This window comes from Bacillus sp. 22-7 (assembly GCF_010628845.1).
Classification (GTDB): domain Bacteria; phylum Bacillota; class Bacilli; order Bacillales; family Cytobacillaceae; genus Cytobacillus; species Cytobacillus firmus_B.
Genome location: NZ_NJQY01000034.1, coordinates 64,247 through 78,669 on the forward strand (window position 1 = coordinate 64,247; position 14,423 = coordinate 78,669).

14 protein-coding genes are annotated in these 14,423 nt (G+C 42.8%); 3 read left to right on the forward strand and 11 right to left on the reverse strand.

All coding sequences use genetic code 11. The annotated features are described in order from the left end of the window. Positions 1 to 39: 39 nt before the first annotated feature. The 11 genes from CE058_RS21145 to CE058_RS21195 form a co-directional block, all read right to left on the reverse strand. Complete coding sequence (locus tag CE058_RS21145; protein ID WP_163144965.1) at positions 40 to 540, reverse strand: hypothetical protein; 501 nt, start codon at positions 538 to 540, stop codon at positions 40 to 42. Then, positions 537 to 1,148, reverse strand: coding sequence for a DUF5957 family protein (locus CE058_RS21150; protein WP_241746574.1), 612 nt, complete (start codon positions 1,146 to 1,148; stop codon positions 537 to 539). The genes CE058_RS21145 and CE058_RS21150 overlap by 4 nt, the downstream gene beginning before the upstream one ends. 135 nt (positions 1,149 to 1,283) lie before the next feature. Beyond that, positions 1,284 to 1,973, reverse strand: coding sequence for a response regulator transcription factor (locus tag CE058_RS21155; RefSeq protein ID WP_163144966.1), 690 nt, complete (start codon positions 1,971 to 1,973; stop codon positions 1,284 to 1,286). Continuing rightward, positions 1,974 to 3,065 carry a sensor histidine kinase gene (locus CE058_RS21160; protein WP_163144967.1) on the reverse strand — a complete coding sequence of 364 codons (1,092 nt, stop codon included), beginning with the start codon at positions 3,063 to 3,065 and terminating at the stop codon, positions 1,974 to 1,976. It abuts the gene before it with no gap. A 551-nt stretch (positions 3,066 to 3,616) separates the two neighbouring features. Beyond that, complete coding sequence (locus CE058_RS21165; protein ID WP_048009554.1) at positions 3,617 to 3,817, reverse strand: hypothetical protein; 201 nt, start codon at positions 3,815 to 3,817, stop codon at positions 3,617 to 3,619. Beyond that, positions 3,814 to 4,014, reverse strand: coding sequence for a hypothetical protein (locus CE058_RS21170; protein ID WP_163144968.1), 201 nt, complete (start codon positions 4,012 to 4,014; stop codon positions 3,814 to 3,816). The genes CE058_RS21165 and CE058_RS21170 overlap by 4 nt, the downstream gene beginning before the upstream one ends. A gap of 107 nt (positions 4,015 to 4,121) precedes the next feature. Then, positions 4,122 to 4,691, reverse strand: coding sequence for a DUF2812 domain-containing protein (locus CE058_RS21175; protein WP_163144969.1), 570 nt, complete (start codon positions 4,689 to 4,691; stop codon positions 4,122 to 4,124). Continuing rightward, positions 4,678 to 4,995: a PadR family transcriptional regulator gene (locus tag CE058_RS21180; RefSeq protein ID WP_163144970.1), complete on the reverse strand. Its 318-nt coding sequence runs from the start codon at positions 4,993 to 4,995 to the stop codon at positions 4,678 to 4,680. The genes CE058_RS21175 and CE058_RS21180 overlap by 14 nt, the downstream gene beginning before the upstream one ends. Before the next feature lie 189 nt (positions 4,996 to 5,184). Beyond that, complete coding sequence (locus CE058_RS21185; protein ID WP_163144971.1) at positions 5,185 to 6,204, reverse strand: DUF3231 family protein; 1,020 nt, start codon at positions 6,202 to 6,204, stop codon at positions 5,185 to 5,187. 555 nt (positions 6,205 to 6,759) lie between these two features. Continuing rightward, a complete protein-coding gene (locus CE058_RS21190) occupies positions 6,760 to 10,593 on the reverse strand; it encodes a S8 family serine peptidase (RefSeq protein WP_163144972.1) in 3,834 nt (1,277 codons plus the stop codon). A gap of 981 nt (positions 10,594 to 11,574) precedes the next feature. Beyond that, entirely contained in the window at positions 11,575 to 11,733 is a 159-nt protein-coding gene (locus tag CE058_RS21195) for a hypothetical protein (RefSeq protein WP_156185145.1), read from the reverse strand. Between the two features lie 69 nt (positions 11,734 to 11,802). On the opposite strand from CE058_RS21195, the gene CE058_RS21200 reads away from it, so the two are divergent. The 3 genes from CE058_RS21200 (at position 11,803) to CE058_RS21210 (ending at position 14,407) form a co-directional block, all read left to right on the forward strand. Then, on the forward strand, positions 11,803 to 11,997 hold the full coding sequence (locus CE058_RS21200) for a hypothetical protein (RefSeq protein ID WP_412059438.1): 195 nt from the start codon (positions 11,803 to 11,805) through the stop codon (positions 11,995 to 11,997). Between the two features lie 28 nt (positions 11,998 to 12,025). Further along, positions 12,026 to 12,667 carry a pyridoxamine 5'-phosphate oxidase family protein gene (locus CE058_RS21205; protein WP_048009562.1) on the forward strand — a complete coding sequence of 214 codons (642 nt, stop codon included), beginning with the start codon at positions 12,026 to 12,028 and terminating at the stop codon, positions 12,665 to 12,667. Positions 12,668 to 12,838: 171 nt separating this feature from the next. Continuing rightward, the gene (locus CE058_RS21210; protein WP_163144973.1) at positions 12,839 to 14,407 is read left to right on the forward strand and encodes a histidine kinase N-terminal 7TM domain-containing diguanylate cyclase; all 1,569 of its coding nucleotides are present in this window, start codon (positions 12,839 to 12,841) and stop codon (positions 14,405 to 14,407) included. The last annotated feature ends 16 nt before the right edge of the window (positions 14,408 to 14,423 follow it).

Here is a 14,423-nt window from a genome sequence, read left to right on the forward strand (position 1 = left end):
TTAAAAAAGGGACAGGCCCGCCTGTCCCTTTCCATTTGCCTACTCTCTTTCATGCAATTGGTTCTTATAAAACTTTAAAAATCCCACAAACACCATGACAGCGCCAATCGTATTGCACGATACTCTGATCCAATTGATCATCAGAAACTCTCTTGCTGTCTGTTTTAGAAATTCCACTGAATGAACACTCTGCCCATCAATAAACATTATTTCATTCCGCGGCCATTCAAATATCATGGAGACGAGCCCCAGGAGAATCATAACAAGGATACTTCCCAGAACCCAGCTTCGGGCAGATTTTATTTTCCACACCAGAATCAGCGCCCCAGCCCCAGTGATCCAGCTCGCTAACCCAAGCGGCGGGAAAAACGTATGAGGACTCGCAGCCTCCATAAAGTCCATCGAAACCTCAAACGATTCCGGCACGTTATGAAAAATATTCGGATACACCATGAATACCTCCAGTATAAAAGCCCCCAGCATAATAAAGGTGATCCATAAATATGAAACCATAAAGAAATATGTCAGTTTTTGCGTCATTGCTTTTCCTCCTTCTTCTTTTGTTTCTTCTTATACTGCCAGGCAGGTACCATCACCGCGAATAAGGCAGCCAGATAAAACGGCAGAAATTTTATCCCCACTGGCTGATCGAATAAATAGAAACTAATGATTCCAATCAGATTAGATAAAATAACACCTGCTGTTAATCCGCCGGCTGCGCCAGCCAATACCCAAACCAGCAGCCCTCTGTTTTTTTCTTTGGAGCGAACAGGCTCCTTCGGCTTCCATACCTTTCGGACCGCAGCCGCGCCTGCCCCAAGAAACAGTACTCCCGCAACCGGGTGGAACGCTCCAATCCAGCTGATTTTCCAGCCCATATTGGCAGTGAAATACATGGCAAACAGCAGCAGAAAAACGGCTATCATTTCCTTATAAATCCTTTTAACAAATCCTCCTGCCAGCGCACTCAGCATCATCAGCACCGGAATGGCATAGCCAAACAAATGCACAAACATTTTATGGGCGGCCCACTTGGACGGATCACCAAAGATCGACATCCCCGCCAGCAAAAACTGAATCAGCAGGCAGCCCAGATATACCAAGCCCAATCCTATATAACTATTTTCAGCCAATGTTCTTTTTGGCATTTTCTTTCATCTCCTCTGCTGTTTCATTTACAAAACCCATTCTAAGCAGAGGTTCTAACGGCACTCTTATTAAATTCTTACAGAAATATTAAATCCAGAAATAAAAAAAGAACGCATAGAAAAATCTATACGCTCTTACCGTTTAAACCGATAGCCCACGCCCCAAACCGTTTCGATATAATCCGGTTCGGATGGGTCTTTTTCAATTTTCTCCCTCAGCCTTCTGATATGAACTGTCACGGTTGTGACATCCCCATAGAAATCAAATCCCCAAACCTGCTCGAGCAGATGCTCTTTGCTGAAGACCTGGTTCGGGGAGGAAGCCATGAACAGCAGCAGGTCGAACTCTTTGGCCGTAAGGATTTTTTCTTGATTGCCCTCAAATACTTTCCGTGTACCCGGCTGAATCAGCAAATCCCCAATCCTGATGTCTTCGTCCTTGCCGGGACCGCTGGAAGTCAGCCTGTCATACCGGGCTATATGCGCCTTCACCCTGGCGATCAATTGATTGGGATTAAAAGGCTTGGCAATATAATCATCTGCTCCCCGGCCCAATCCCCTGATCATATCAATGTCCTCATTTTTTGCCGTCACCATAATAATGGGTATCTCTGAAACCTCCCTGATTTTCCTGCAGACTTCATAACCGTCCATATCCGGAAGCATCAAGTCCAGCAGCACCAGCCGATAGGCGTTGATTTTTAAGCGTTCCAGCCCTTCCTGACCCGTTGCTGCAATATCTGCCACATAATGGTTCAGTTCCAGGTAATCCCGTTCGAGCTCAGCAATGCTGGGCTCATCTTCAATGATCAAGATTCTTTCCAATCATCTTCCCCCCTTTTTTAACGTGAAAAAGATACTAAGCCCCTGTCCGGCTCTCCCATTTGCCCAAATGGTCCCCCCGTGGCCTTCAATAATCTTTTTCACAATGGCCAGACCCAGCCCGCTGCCGCCTGTGGCAGAATTCCGGGAGACATCCGTACGGTAAAAGCGGTCAAATAAATGAGGAAGCTCGTCGTGTGAAACGCCAGCACCATTGTCCTGAATTTCAACCGCGACGTCCTCCGCTTTTGATGACAGCCTGACGACTAATTCTTTCTTTTCTTCCTTCATGTATTTCAAGCTGTTCTGCACAATATTGCCAACTACGCGATTCAATTTCTCCCTGTCAGCCTGTACCCGATACGATTGATTCGGCTCGCACTCAAGACGGAGACTGACAGGCTGTCCCGCCAGATTAAACCGAAGCTCCTCGAGATAATCATCAAAGTAGGACGCTAAATCCAGCTCCCTCAAATCATAAGGAACATTCGGCAAATCAAGCTTGGAATACAATAAAAGCTCCGAAATCAAAGCTTCCATATCATCCGCTTTTTTTTCAATTGTGCCCAAATATCGTTCCATCTTTTCCGGCGTATTCGCCACACCATCTGCCAGGCCGCGGATATAGCCCTTTATGCTCGTTAAAGGAGTTTTTAAATCATGGGAAATGCTTGCAATCAATTCCTTCTGATTTTCTTCATACTGCTTTTGCAACGCTGCGGCTTCCTTCAATCGGCTTCTCATGCTTTCAAACGCCATGGCCAGTTCGTTCAGCTCATCCTTTTTCCCGGAAACCACTATTTCTGTATCCAGATTTCCTCTGCTGATATCATTTGCCGACTGCTTCAGCCGGAGAAGCGGAGCAATGATGCTTTTCGAAACAAGGAAAGTCAGGATTCCATTGGTCAAAACCAGCACCCCGACCAGCAGATAAATCCGAATCGACCGGAAAAATTCAAGATCCTCCTGATCCACTGAACCTTTCACAGGATAGAACAATACATACCCAATGACCATTTCCAGCAGCAAAAATAAAGCAACAGGAAGCAGCACCATCCCTATATTCGATAAAATCAATCGTTTTTTTATGGACATCCAGTCACCCCGGTTTTGTATCATAATAGCCGGGTTGAACCCAGCTTGATAGTCTTGAAAGAAGTATAAACAAAGATTCTAAACAAAACATTATATAGTTATTACAAATTTCTTAACAGCTGGTTTTTTTGCAGAGGGGCGGTTTACGGGATTTTTTCAGATTAACAATGGGTTCTGACTCTAAATGCAGGCTTCCTGCCTTTTGTGTCCGAAGTTGGACTGGATTCTGACTCTATCTCTCGATTTCCTGCACTTTGAGTCCTAAGTTAGAGCAGGTTCTGACTCTGACTCTCGCTTTCCTGTCTTTTGTGTCCGAAGTTAGACCAGGTTCTGACTCTGACTCTCGCTTTCCTGTTTTTTGTGTCCGAAGTTAGACCAGGTTCTGACTCTATCTCGTCCTCTCCTGTCTTTTGTGTCCGAACTTGCCCCAGGTTCTGACTCCACGATTCGGATTTTCGCTTTTTGTGTCCGAACCTCCACAAGCTCCTTTGGTTTAATAAAAAAAGTGCACAGATTCATTCTGCACACCAGCTCCCCGCCATACACCAACCCTATTTATTTTTGCTTTCCATTTTAAAAAGGATTTGATCCAGCTTTTCTTCCATTCGCTTTAACCTGTCGTTTCTTCTCTTGAAAATAAAAAAGAAGATGACAAGGATCCCAGGAATGGTCAATAAAAAGGCAAAAGCCAAAAGCTGAAATAAAATATCGCCGGCATTCAATCCGGCCAGAGCAAATGTGAACAAATTCATGATGGTTCCCCTTTTCGGGATGACATGGTTAGGGTATATAACTGCCTGAGGGATACTACTAGAGCAAAAACAGCCAAAGCATTGGTCACGGAAAAGAAATCTATGTCCGCTAACATGTTCCTGATCATTAAAACTATCGCTATCACTGAAATAATTATGGCCGAGTAAAAATCAAACCTACTGGTATTTTCTTCCAAAATCAGTTCCCCCTTTTAATAGTTTAAGAATATCCAGAAGGGAAAGTTTCATTTTCGGTCATAAAAAGGGACAGGTTTATTGTCCACCATCCCCCTGGGACAGTAAACTATTTCTCATTTAACATTGTATACTTACGATAAGCTTTATAGAAACTGATGCAGAAGAACACAGCCATAAAGACTGGAAGCAGCCTCAAAAGGACAAATGGAGTCTCAAATATAAAGGCTTTCCAAAATAATGCACCTTCCATACTCCAAAGACCTTCGGCTAAATATAGGCCTGAATCCTTGTAAATCATATACGAAAAAGACAATAACAGTATCCCCAAACCAGATGAATACCCCATCAGCCTTCTATAATAATAACTCTCTGATTGGCGATCCGAGAAGATTTGACTTTGGCCATCTTCCTCTTTTTGCCAATATCGAATTCCGCCAAGCCACGGCCCATTTATATAAACCCAGCCGAAATCTTCATATAACCCTTTGTAACCTTCAAACTTTTTCTTTGAAAAATAATCTTGATAATCGAGCCGCATCACATATTTGTTGTCTGTTTTTTCGAAAGTGTATATGCCCAATCCGCTAATATTTGTACAGCGATAGCCTTTTTGCAATTGCTCGTTCAGCCAGAGCTCCTCTTTTTCAATATCAAAAAACATCTTAAATTTCTTCATTCGATTCACTTCCTTCGTACAGGGATAAAATATGCAGCAGCCTGTTTTGTTCTATTTTCAAAATTTCGCTTCCTTCCGCAGTAATCCTATAAACTTTTCTCCGGCCTGACTCTCCAACAGGTTCGATCCAGCCATGCTTATTCAAGTTTTCAATCGCACCGTATAATGTACCAGCCGCTAAAATAACAGAGCCGTTACTTATCTCTTCTATCTTCTGCATGACGGCATAGCCATGGAGCGGCTCGCGCAGAGCTAATAAAATATAATGCATGGTTTCAGACAACGGTAATAATTTATGTTTCATATTCTCATCCTCTATTCAGTTCAGCTATATAGTTCAACTTAATAATAAGATAATACAGTTCAACTGAATAGTCAACGTAATTTTAAGTAAAAAGCTTGATAACAAATCAAACTAAAAAAGCCGCTTTCCTTAGGCAAGGAAAAGCGACTTTTAACCGCTAGTGAAAGAAGAATAAAGGAAAAAATACCATCAATCTCTATCAGCAGCCGTTGGAGGCTGTTCAAACCAGCCTCTCTCAAGCATGATTTTCGCAGCACTCTGGACAAAATGTGAATTCTTCATTGTTGCCTTCAAATAAACCATCCCTACATCGCGCCGGCCATTGACTGCCACTGAATTTCCAAAGGCTCTAAGTTTTATTGAAAACATATCCATCTTATGGAAGAGCATGATTTTATCAGAAAAAGGCGAGAAAGCGGAATTGGTTATTAAGTCATCGAGATAAGGTGGAGAAGGCAAATCTTCTTCATGCAGTTTTTGCTTATAACTTTCAATATTCGTTGTGGTAATTTCCTTTCCCCGCTCAAACAATTTGCGTATCTTTTCATCCTTTGCCACTTGGGCAAATGCCATGATAAGTGCTTTACTTGTTACATTATTTTCAATATTATCGTAAAAATGAGTGATTTCCATTGCATGCAATGGGCGTTTATCTCCCAGGTAGCCGTTCAAAAAATCCTTATGCACAATTTCCACTTTTTCAGGAACTGGAATCAACGGAGGTTTAATGATTAGCCCTTTATGTATTAATATCTCTTTAATCTGCTCCATTAAATCCATGGCGGAATCCATGGAATACCTAAAAAATTCTTTTACGTCTTTTCTGTACATTAGAGGGAGGGCAATGCTATAAATACTCAATCCTGCTTTTGCCGTATACTTTAAATAGTGGACATAAAATTCATCCATAAACAGTCTGGGAGCACCTAAATTTACATCCTCTTCTGTAAAACCATTAGGAATGGGAAACCCCTCTTTCTTGAAAATACCTTTAATGGTCTCCATAAATTCTTCTGATAGCTGCAAGGCATTTTCCAATAAGCTTTTAATGTCCTTATCTTCAACATGCTGCAGAAAATACTTTAAAAAACATGATGCCATACTGTTTCCCATATATGTAGCCCAAAGCTTGCCCATTTCGGCTGATGTTAATTTTTCTGAGCTATCCGGATTATGAGAACTTAATTTAATGGGTTTAATTTTTTTCATGACAATCCCTTCTTTTTTACTTACTATCTCCTTCCTTTAAATTCGTATACTTTAAATATACATATCACCATGTTTAAAGTTTCTGCAGGAATCCATCTCAGCAATAAAACCGACCAGTCTGCAGCATATGGGATGGTCTATTTACAATTTTTTTGATTCTATTTGCAGATTAATCAGACTGATATTCAATTTGCAGAAAAAGCTTATCTATTTGCAAATTCCGCCTCTCTATTTGCAGGTCCACTCCATCTATTTGCAGATTGATATTCAATTTACAAAAAAAGCTTTCCTATTTGCAAATTCAGCCATTCTATTTGCAATTTCACCCTCTCTATTTGCAGGTCCAATCTCTCTATTTGCAGATTGTTATCCAATTTGCAAAAAAAGCTTTCCTATTTGCAATTTACGCGTTCTATTTGCAAATCCCGCCTCTCTATTTGCAATCCCACCCTCTCTATTTGCAGATCCGCTCCATCTATTCGCAAATCCCCCCCCGGCCAGCAGTCTCGCCAAAAAGAAAACCCGGCTCCACCAAGGAAGCCGGGTTTCTCCACACTATTCCTTATCTTTCTTTCCATTCCCTTTACCAGGCTTCGCCGGGCCATCAGGGGTTTCATGGTTTTGCGGTGGCTGTTCACCTTTTTTCAGCTTGTACAGTTCGACTGTCTTGGTTGTTTTGTTGCCGGCCAGGTCCTCTGCTTCAAACGTGAAGACGTTTAAGCCTTCCTTCAATGAGAGCTTGATTTTCTTAAACTCTTTTTCAATAGGTCTCATTGCATAAGGCTCCTGGAATTCCTGGTAGAATAGCTCGCTGCCGTCCTGGGAGAAGCGAAGCTGGTCAAAGTTATCTGTCACTGTGATGTCGATGACAGGGTCTTTTTTATTATGCTTAATGTATTTGCTTGAAGGCAGTCCATCAATTTCAACCGTCGGGCCAGTGGCATCGACGATGATCGTGCGCTTGAAAGAGATCGCATTATTCGCAGTATCCACTGCTTTCACTTCCAGGCTATGAACGCCATCTTCAAACGTCATCTTTGTTTCAAATTCATATTGTCCTTTTTCGTCATTGTACGTAGTCTCAATAGGTGTTCCGGCAATAGTAAATTCCTTCATGCCAGATTCTTCTTTAATCGTGCCGCTGACAGTCAGTTCATTTGTGTTGTACACTTCAAGTGCCTCAGGCTCTTCAAGGTACACGTATGGAACAGTCTTGTCATTGCTCACTTCGCCCACTTCCACAGTTGCTTCAGAAGAGTTGCCGGCAAAGTCATAGGCTACTACCTTAACATTTGAGCCCACTTCCAGTTCTTCCGGAAGAACAAATTCTTCTGTATCCCCGCTTAGTGCTTCATCCAGAATAGACTCTTCATCTACAAAAATATCAATATACGAAATACCGGAACCGTCAGGGTTATCAGCAGCTTCCAGTTTTAATGCTGTGTTGCCTTCGATAAGGTCAGCCTGAACGCTTGGCGCAGCCGTGTCCACTTTTACAGGGATTTTCACGGATTGCCATTCTGCCCCTGCATAGTCGATGACCGACTTAATCTCAAAATAGTACTGTCCATCCTCGGCAAGCTGATTGCTGATTTTTCCATCCCAGCCCCAATTCGGGTTAAGCGTATAATTCGGACCAAGTCCTCCATCGTAATAATGCTTGCGAAGGCTGTTTTCCGTGCGCAGCTTTCGTAGTGTTTTTCCATCCTCATCCGTAATCGCGAATTCTGCTTGTTTAGCATTTCGCAGGAATGAAAGAACCGGAATCAATTGATCCTGAACTTTGTCCCCGTTCGGAGAAATCGCGATTGTTTCACCGCTGAATGCATCGTTTACCGGATCATATCCTAAGTAAGAATAGCCCTCGGCTGTCTCAGAAACTGCTCCTGCCATTCCGTAGAATGAACTGTCATCATACTTCATGCCGTCAAGGATTGGAGCTTTATCCCAATCACCCTTGAAGCCTACATAAGGAACCGTTAATTGCGGGTTCACGTCAGTTGAGTCTGTCAAAGTGACATATCCTTCAACAAAGTATCCGTTCGGGAATACCTCGTCAATGTCTACAGGAGTCTCCCAATCACCAGTCATATCTGGCTCTACCACTTTTGCATTGCTGACATCCACACTTACTTTAAAGCTTACAGATCCATTCGCAGGAACGATTACCTCTGCTGCATCCTGGCCGTCCACTTTTACAGAAGCATCCAGAATCTTCTGAGCTTCAAGTTCATCTGCTGCCCAGCCCATCTCTCCATAGGCTGCAAAATCAGTCTGCAGATTCGCTGCTACATCGTAAGCCACATCTTCATCACTGAAGTTTTGCGCTTTTAATGTGAATTCAAATGTATCGCCAACCTCTTTTAAAGCCACTTTCCCTTCATTCGTTGAAGCCTCCGTTACGATAACCGGAGATGATAATGCCGAATGAAGCTGCATGATGCCGGAACCTTGGCGGCGTGGAGAATAAGGGATATTCCATCCAAATGCACTGTTGACGGTTCCTTTATCAATGACTGGAGCCGCTGTATTCATCATCAGGTTCTTCGCAACGTTGACACGGTCAAAGCCGGTTACGCCAAATTCTGTATCCACTCTCTCAAGAACAAGTGCCGCACCACCGGAAACGTGAGGAGCTGCCATGGAAGTACCGCTCATCATACCGTACTGGTTATTCTCAAGAGTCGAGTAGATTTGTCCGCCTGGAGCTGTAATTTCAGGCTTGAAATCCAGGTTAGGCGTTAATCCCCATGAAGTGAAGGCGCTCATTTTGCCTGCTTCAGGGTTTGCTGACTTTGTTTTTTCTCCGTTAAAAGAAAGATTGACTGTCTGGCCATCCTGAATGGCAGCTTCCAGCTTGTCTCCATCTGTCTTCAGCATGAACAGCTGCGGTATGGTAATGGACGGATCGCTTGCCATGTTGACATAACCGTCAGCATTATTGTAGATAATGACGCCGACAGCTCCAGCCTTCTGGGCGTTAATCGCTTTATCGACAAATGCCAACTCCCCGCGCTGAATTAATGCGTATTTTCCAGCAACACCGGACAGCTCTTCAGGCTTGCCCAATCCGCCGTAGGCTACTTCAAATGTTTTCGTTTCAACATCATTCGGGTGAACATTTCCTGCTGACAAGAATGCAGCTTTTCCGGACTCTTCACCGAACTGGTAGTTGACTGCATCCAGATCCATGAAACTATTTTCAATAGATGCTACCTGCAGAGAATCATAGGATACACCAGGTGATCCGGAAACACCGATATCCGGATTTTCACTGCTTGGATTTGCAAAACCATTTCCAAAGTGAGCAGAGTTCCCCGCAGAGATAGACATTAAAATGCCGTTTTCTACTGCCCTGGCAATCGCTTTTTGTTCAGCTGACTCAGGGCTGACGAACCCAGCAGTAGAACCAAGACTCATGTTCAGTACGTCTGCACCAAGTACAATCGCATCATCAATCGCCTTTACATAAATATCACTGTATGTAGAAGGCATATTCGGATCATTTCCGAATACTTTAAGCGCAAGGATCTGGGCTTCAGGTGCTACCCCTTTAATGCCGCCGTTTTCCTCATCGCCATTCGCTCCGACAGTTCCGGCAACGTGCATTCCATGCATGGAAGCATCCGGGCCGATATCACGGATTGTGTCATTTTCATCCATATAGTTGTATCCATATGGTACTTTTTCAGAATAATATTTTCCAAGAAGGCCATTATCTTTTTTAAACTTGGAGATTTCCGCCTTCGTTAATTCCTTTTCTGATTCATCGGCTAAAACCATGTCACGGTGAGAAGGATCCATACCGGTATCAATGACACCGACTACCATGCCCTCACCTTTAAAGCCATAATCACGCCAAGCTTCCTGAGCCTGTACGAGCTCTTTACTGTAAAGCATATCCGGCTTTTCCTGCGGCTTTTCGTACTCGTTCACTACTTGTACTTCCGCCACTTCCGGCATTTCTTCTACAAGCTCAATGTCGCCATACATCATCTCAGCACTAAAGCCATTTACAATTGTAGTAAAGCTTTCGCGCTCAATCATCTTCACTTTATTCTTTTTAGCTCGATCCTTTACCTTCTGCTGTTCAGACAGCTTTTCATTCTTCAGCTTCTGCTTTGTTGCGTCTGGTAGTTCTTTATACTTCTTCTTTTGCTTTTGAGCATAAAGGACAGAAGGCTCTGTCTTCATCTCCACGATGACCCTGACAATATCAGTTTTCTTGTACTGCTTGTCCAGCTCACTTTTCTTTATTTCCTGGATGGTCTCGCGGTTTTCTTCTCCCTTGCTGTTCGGTGTTTTCTCAGGCACAACGGCTGCAGATACCGAACTGGAGAAGATTAGCATGAACATTAATAAGGCCACTGCTGATCTTTTAATCCTCATTCCCTACCTCCTAGTTATATTATTCAGAATTTTTTTAATACACTATAAAGGTACCAAAACCAAATTTTTCATATAAGGATCAAAAGACCTGATTAACAGATTACGGAACAGGAAATTAGATCTATTTTTCCCGAAAAATGCTGTAGAAAAATTTCATATTTTAACAGAATATGAGACTTAGCCGGGATAGAGAGACAGGTTCTTTGGCCTATAAAGGACATTGCTAAAAAAGGCATAAACCAGACAGCAGCAGATGGGCTGGTCTATTTGCAAGTTATAAGATTCTATTTGCAGAATCAGCCTCTCTATTTGCAGGTCCTATCCATCTATTAGCAGATTGATATTCAATTTGCCAAAAAAGCTTTCCTATTTGCAAATTAAGCGTTCTATTTGCAAATCCTCTCTGCCAATTTGCAAAATCCCCTACCCGCTCGCTGTATCCCCAAAAAGAAAACCCAGCTCCATCAAGGAAGCCGGGTTTCCCCATACTATTTTAAAGGGCACTGCTAAAAAAGGCAGACAGCAGCAGATGGCTGGTGGTCTATTTGCAAGTTATAAGATTCTATTTGCAGAATCAGCCTCTCTATTTGCAGGTCCTATCCATCTATTAGCAGATTGATATTCAAAATGCCAAAAAAGCTTTCCTATTTGCAAAATCCCCTACCCGCTCGCTGTATCCCCCAAAAAAAACCCGGCTCCACCAAGGAAGCCGGGTTTCCCCATACTATTTTAAAGGGCACTGCTAAAAAAGGCAGACAGCAGCAGATGGGCTGGTGGTCTATTTGCAAGTTTTAAGATTCTATTTGCAGAATCAGCCTTTCTATTTGCAAGTCCTCTTGATATCCTGTTTGCAAAAAAAGCTTTTCTATTTGCAGGATCAGCGTTCTATTTGCAAATCCTCTCTGCCTATTTGCAAAATCCCCTACCTCTGCAGATTCCTTTTACCAAAACACCCTTTAATTGGATATTTATGTTAACATATTACTTAGGTTCCCTAAGACGATCCAGAATCTCATGATTCAGCTTTATGATATATTCCTGCTCTTTCTTGATCTCATGCTGTCTAATAGCAATAAATAGGATTAAACACAAACAAAGAATAACGAAAACCAGCCAGAATACGTCCGCAGCAAAGTCCATCCAATAACCTCCAGTTAAGTATATGGCCCATTTTAACATACAGAAAACTTACATCTTAAAAAGAAAGCGGTGAAAATATTGAGTAAGAATAAAAGAATATTTCTAAGCCTGTTTGCCATCCTCATTTGCCTTGCTCTATTTGTGATTGGAATCTTATTTGCCGAAAAAATGCCTTTCCTTACCTTGCTGGGGATAGCCGGACTTTGCGGAATCTATTACGTTGTGTTCCGGCTTGTAAAGACATCAGCGGAGATCAAAAAATAGCATAAAGCATGATGAAAAGGAGATAGACATGAATACAAAATATAAAAATATCATAGCCACAAAAGAAGAATTTGCGTCTTTTCGGAAGGAAATCGGCCACCCAAGTGCACGTGCCGCCGGCAAAGTCATCACTTTCATCGATGAGCACTGCATTGATTTTATTTCCAAGTCGCCTTTTTTAACGATGTCCACTTCAAATGCAGCCGGGAAATGTGATGTTTCGCCAAGGGGGGATGCCCCCGGGTTTGTGACAGTTCTTGATGAGCAGCATCTATTTATTCCGGAGCGGCCGGGCAATCGAAGAATGGATACCGCTCATAATCTTATCGAAAACCCCAATATTGGTCTTCTTTTTCTTATACCAGGACTTGGCGAAACACTAAGAATTAATGGTAAAGCTTACATATGCCGTGACCCGGAGCTCTTAGAAATGAGTATAGCCAATGGCCGCACTCCGTTATTTGGCATTTTAGTAGAAGCAGAGGAATGCTTTATCCATTGTGCAAAAGCATTGATCCGATCGGGATTATGGAACGGGGAGTCATGGCCTGCGAAAGAAGCCCTTCCTTCCGCCCCTGCTATGCTGGCAGCCCATACAAACCTGCCGAACCAAACCGCCGAACAAGTGGAAAAGGATCTTCAGGAAAGTTATAAGAACAGATTGTATTAAGGCAGCCTCTATTAAAGAGAACCTGTCATGGCACCCAATTGCTGCTGCGACAAAGAAAAGACCTATCTGGTAACATAATGAACTCCGCAGCTTAATGAAGAATATAAAGCTAGTTTTATAGAAAAAGGAATTATATAATAGGAGAAAAATATTTTCATTGGAGAAACTCAAATGGGGCACGAATTATGGATGTACATCCTCATTCTCACTTTTTCAGGGGCACTGAGCTTATCGCTTTGTCTCTTTGCACACTTTAAACTAAGGAATGCACCGGGGGCCGGACCTTATAAGATCTTAACACTGCTGTCCGCGATCTTTACCTTTTCCTATGCATTCGAATTGTCGAGTTCCACTTTACCAGAAATTCAATTCTGGCTGGGCATTGAATATTTGTTCATGCCATTCATTCCTGTTTTCACTTTATTGATGTGTCTGGAATATGCCGGACACAAGCTGCGCAGGAGCCTGTATTTTTCCCTGTTCATCATCCCGATTTTGACCATCTTTATGCATCATACCAATAAACTCCATCATTTTTACTACTCAACAGTCAGGCTGAGAGAGGATACGCCATTTCCCGTGCTGGATCTGGAATATGGATTCTGGTTTTATGTGCACGCCATTTTTCTGTTCATGTGCCTGATGTTCAGTATCATCATCCTGCTACTGCGATTAAGAAAATCCTTCTGGCGATTCCGGGTTCAAATCCTGTTGATGACCGCCGGACTCTTTGTTCCGATTGTGGCCAATCATTATTATCTGAACGATCTGAGTCCCTACGGCATTGATTTAGGCCCTGTATCCATGATTATTTCCTTTATTCTGCATGGCATAGCGCTCTTCTCATTCCAGATGTTCAATCTCGCTCCAATAGCAAGGGACACGGTTTTTGAAAGCTTGAAGGAGGGTGTCATCGTTCTCAATCAGAACGGGGCAATCGTGGATTATAACCAGGCGATGCTGCCAGTTATGCCAGCTTTGAATGAATCTGTTATAGGCAAGCCTATTTATGATGTTCTGCATGGAAACAGCACGCTTAGACAAGTGATCTGCTCTGGAAGGAATGGGGATTATGTGTGGGAAAAAGAGGGTGCACAGGTTCATTTCCAGGTACAATTTTCACCTGTCTATTCCCTGAACAAAGACCCAATTGGACGAATTATCTCCCTGGCGGATGTAACGGAAAAAGTAAATATGCAGAAAACCCTTAAACGTTTGGCCAGCATTGACAGCTTAACCCAGATATATAATCGGGCCTATTTTCTAAGTGAAATGGAAAGCTCACTTAGCACCATATCTCCAGGTGCTGATGTTTCACTTATTATGTTTGATATTGACCACTTCAAACATGTCAATGATACATATGGCCACGAAGCTGGCGATCTCGTGCTGGTCCAGATTGCAAGCCTCGTGAAAAACAGCCTTCGAAAAAGGGACATCATCGGCAGATATGGCGGAGAAGAATTCATGATTTATTTGCCTGACACGCCTGCACAAGAAGCACACCTGCTGATCGAAGCGATCCGCCTGGACATTGCCGGGAGCCCAATTGTGGTGGATGACAAAACAATTTCAATCACCTCAAGCTTCGGCCTGTCACATTCCATAATCTCAGCGGATAATCTGGATGGTGTAGCCAAAATCCTTTTGAAACACGCCGACCTCGCGCTTTATGATGCAAAAAGGAATGGCAGAAACAATGTACAGCGCTACGGCGAAATACTCCATGCATGCCTCTGATATCGGGAAAGGAGCT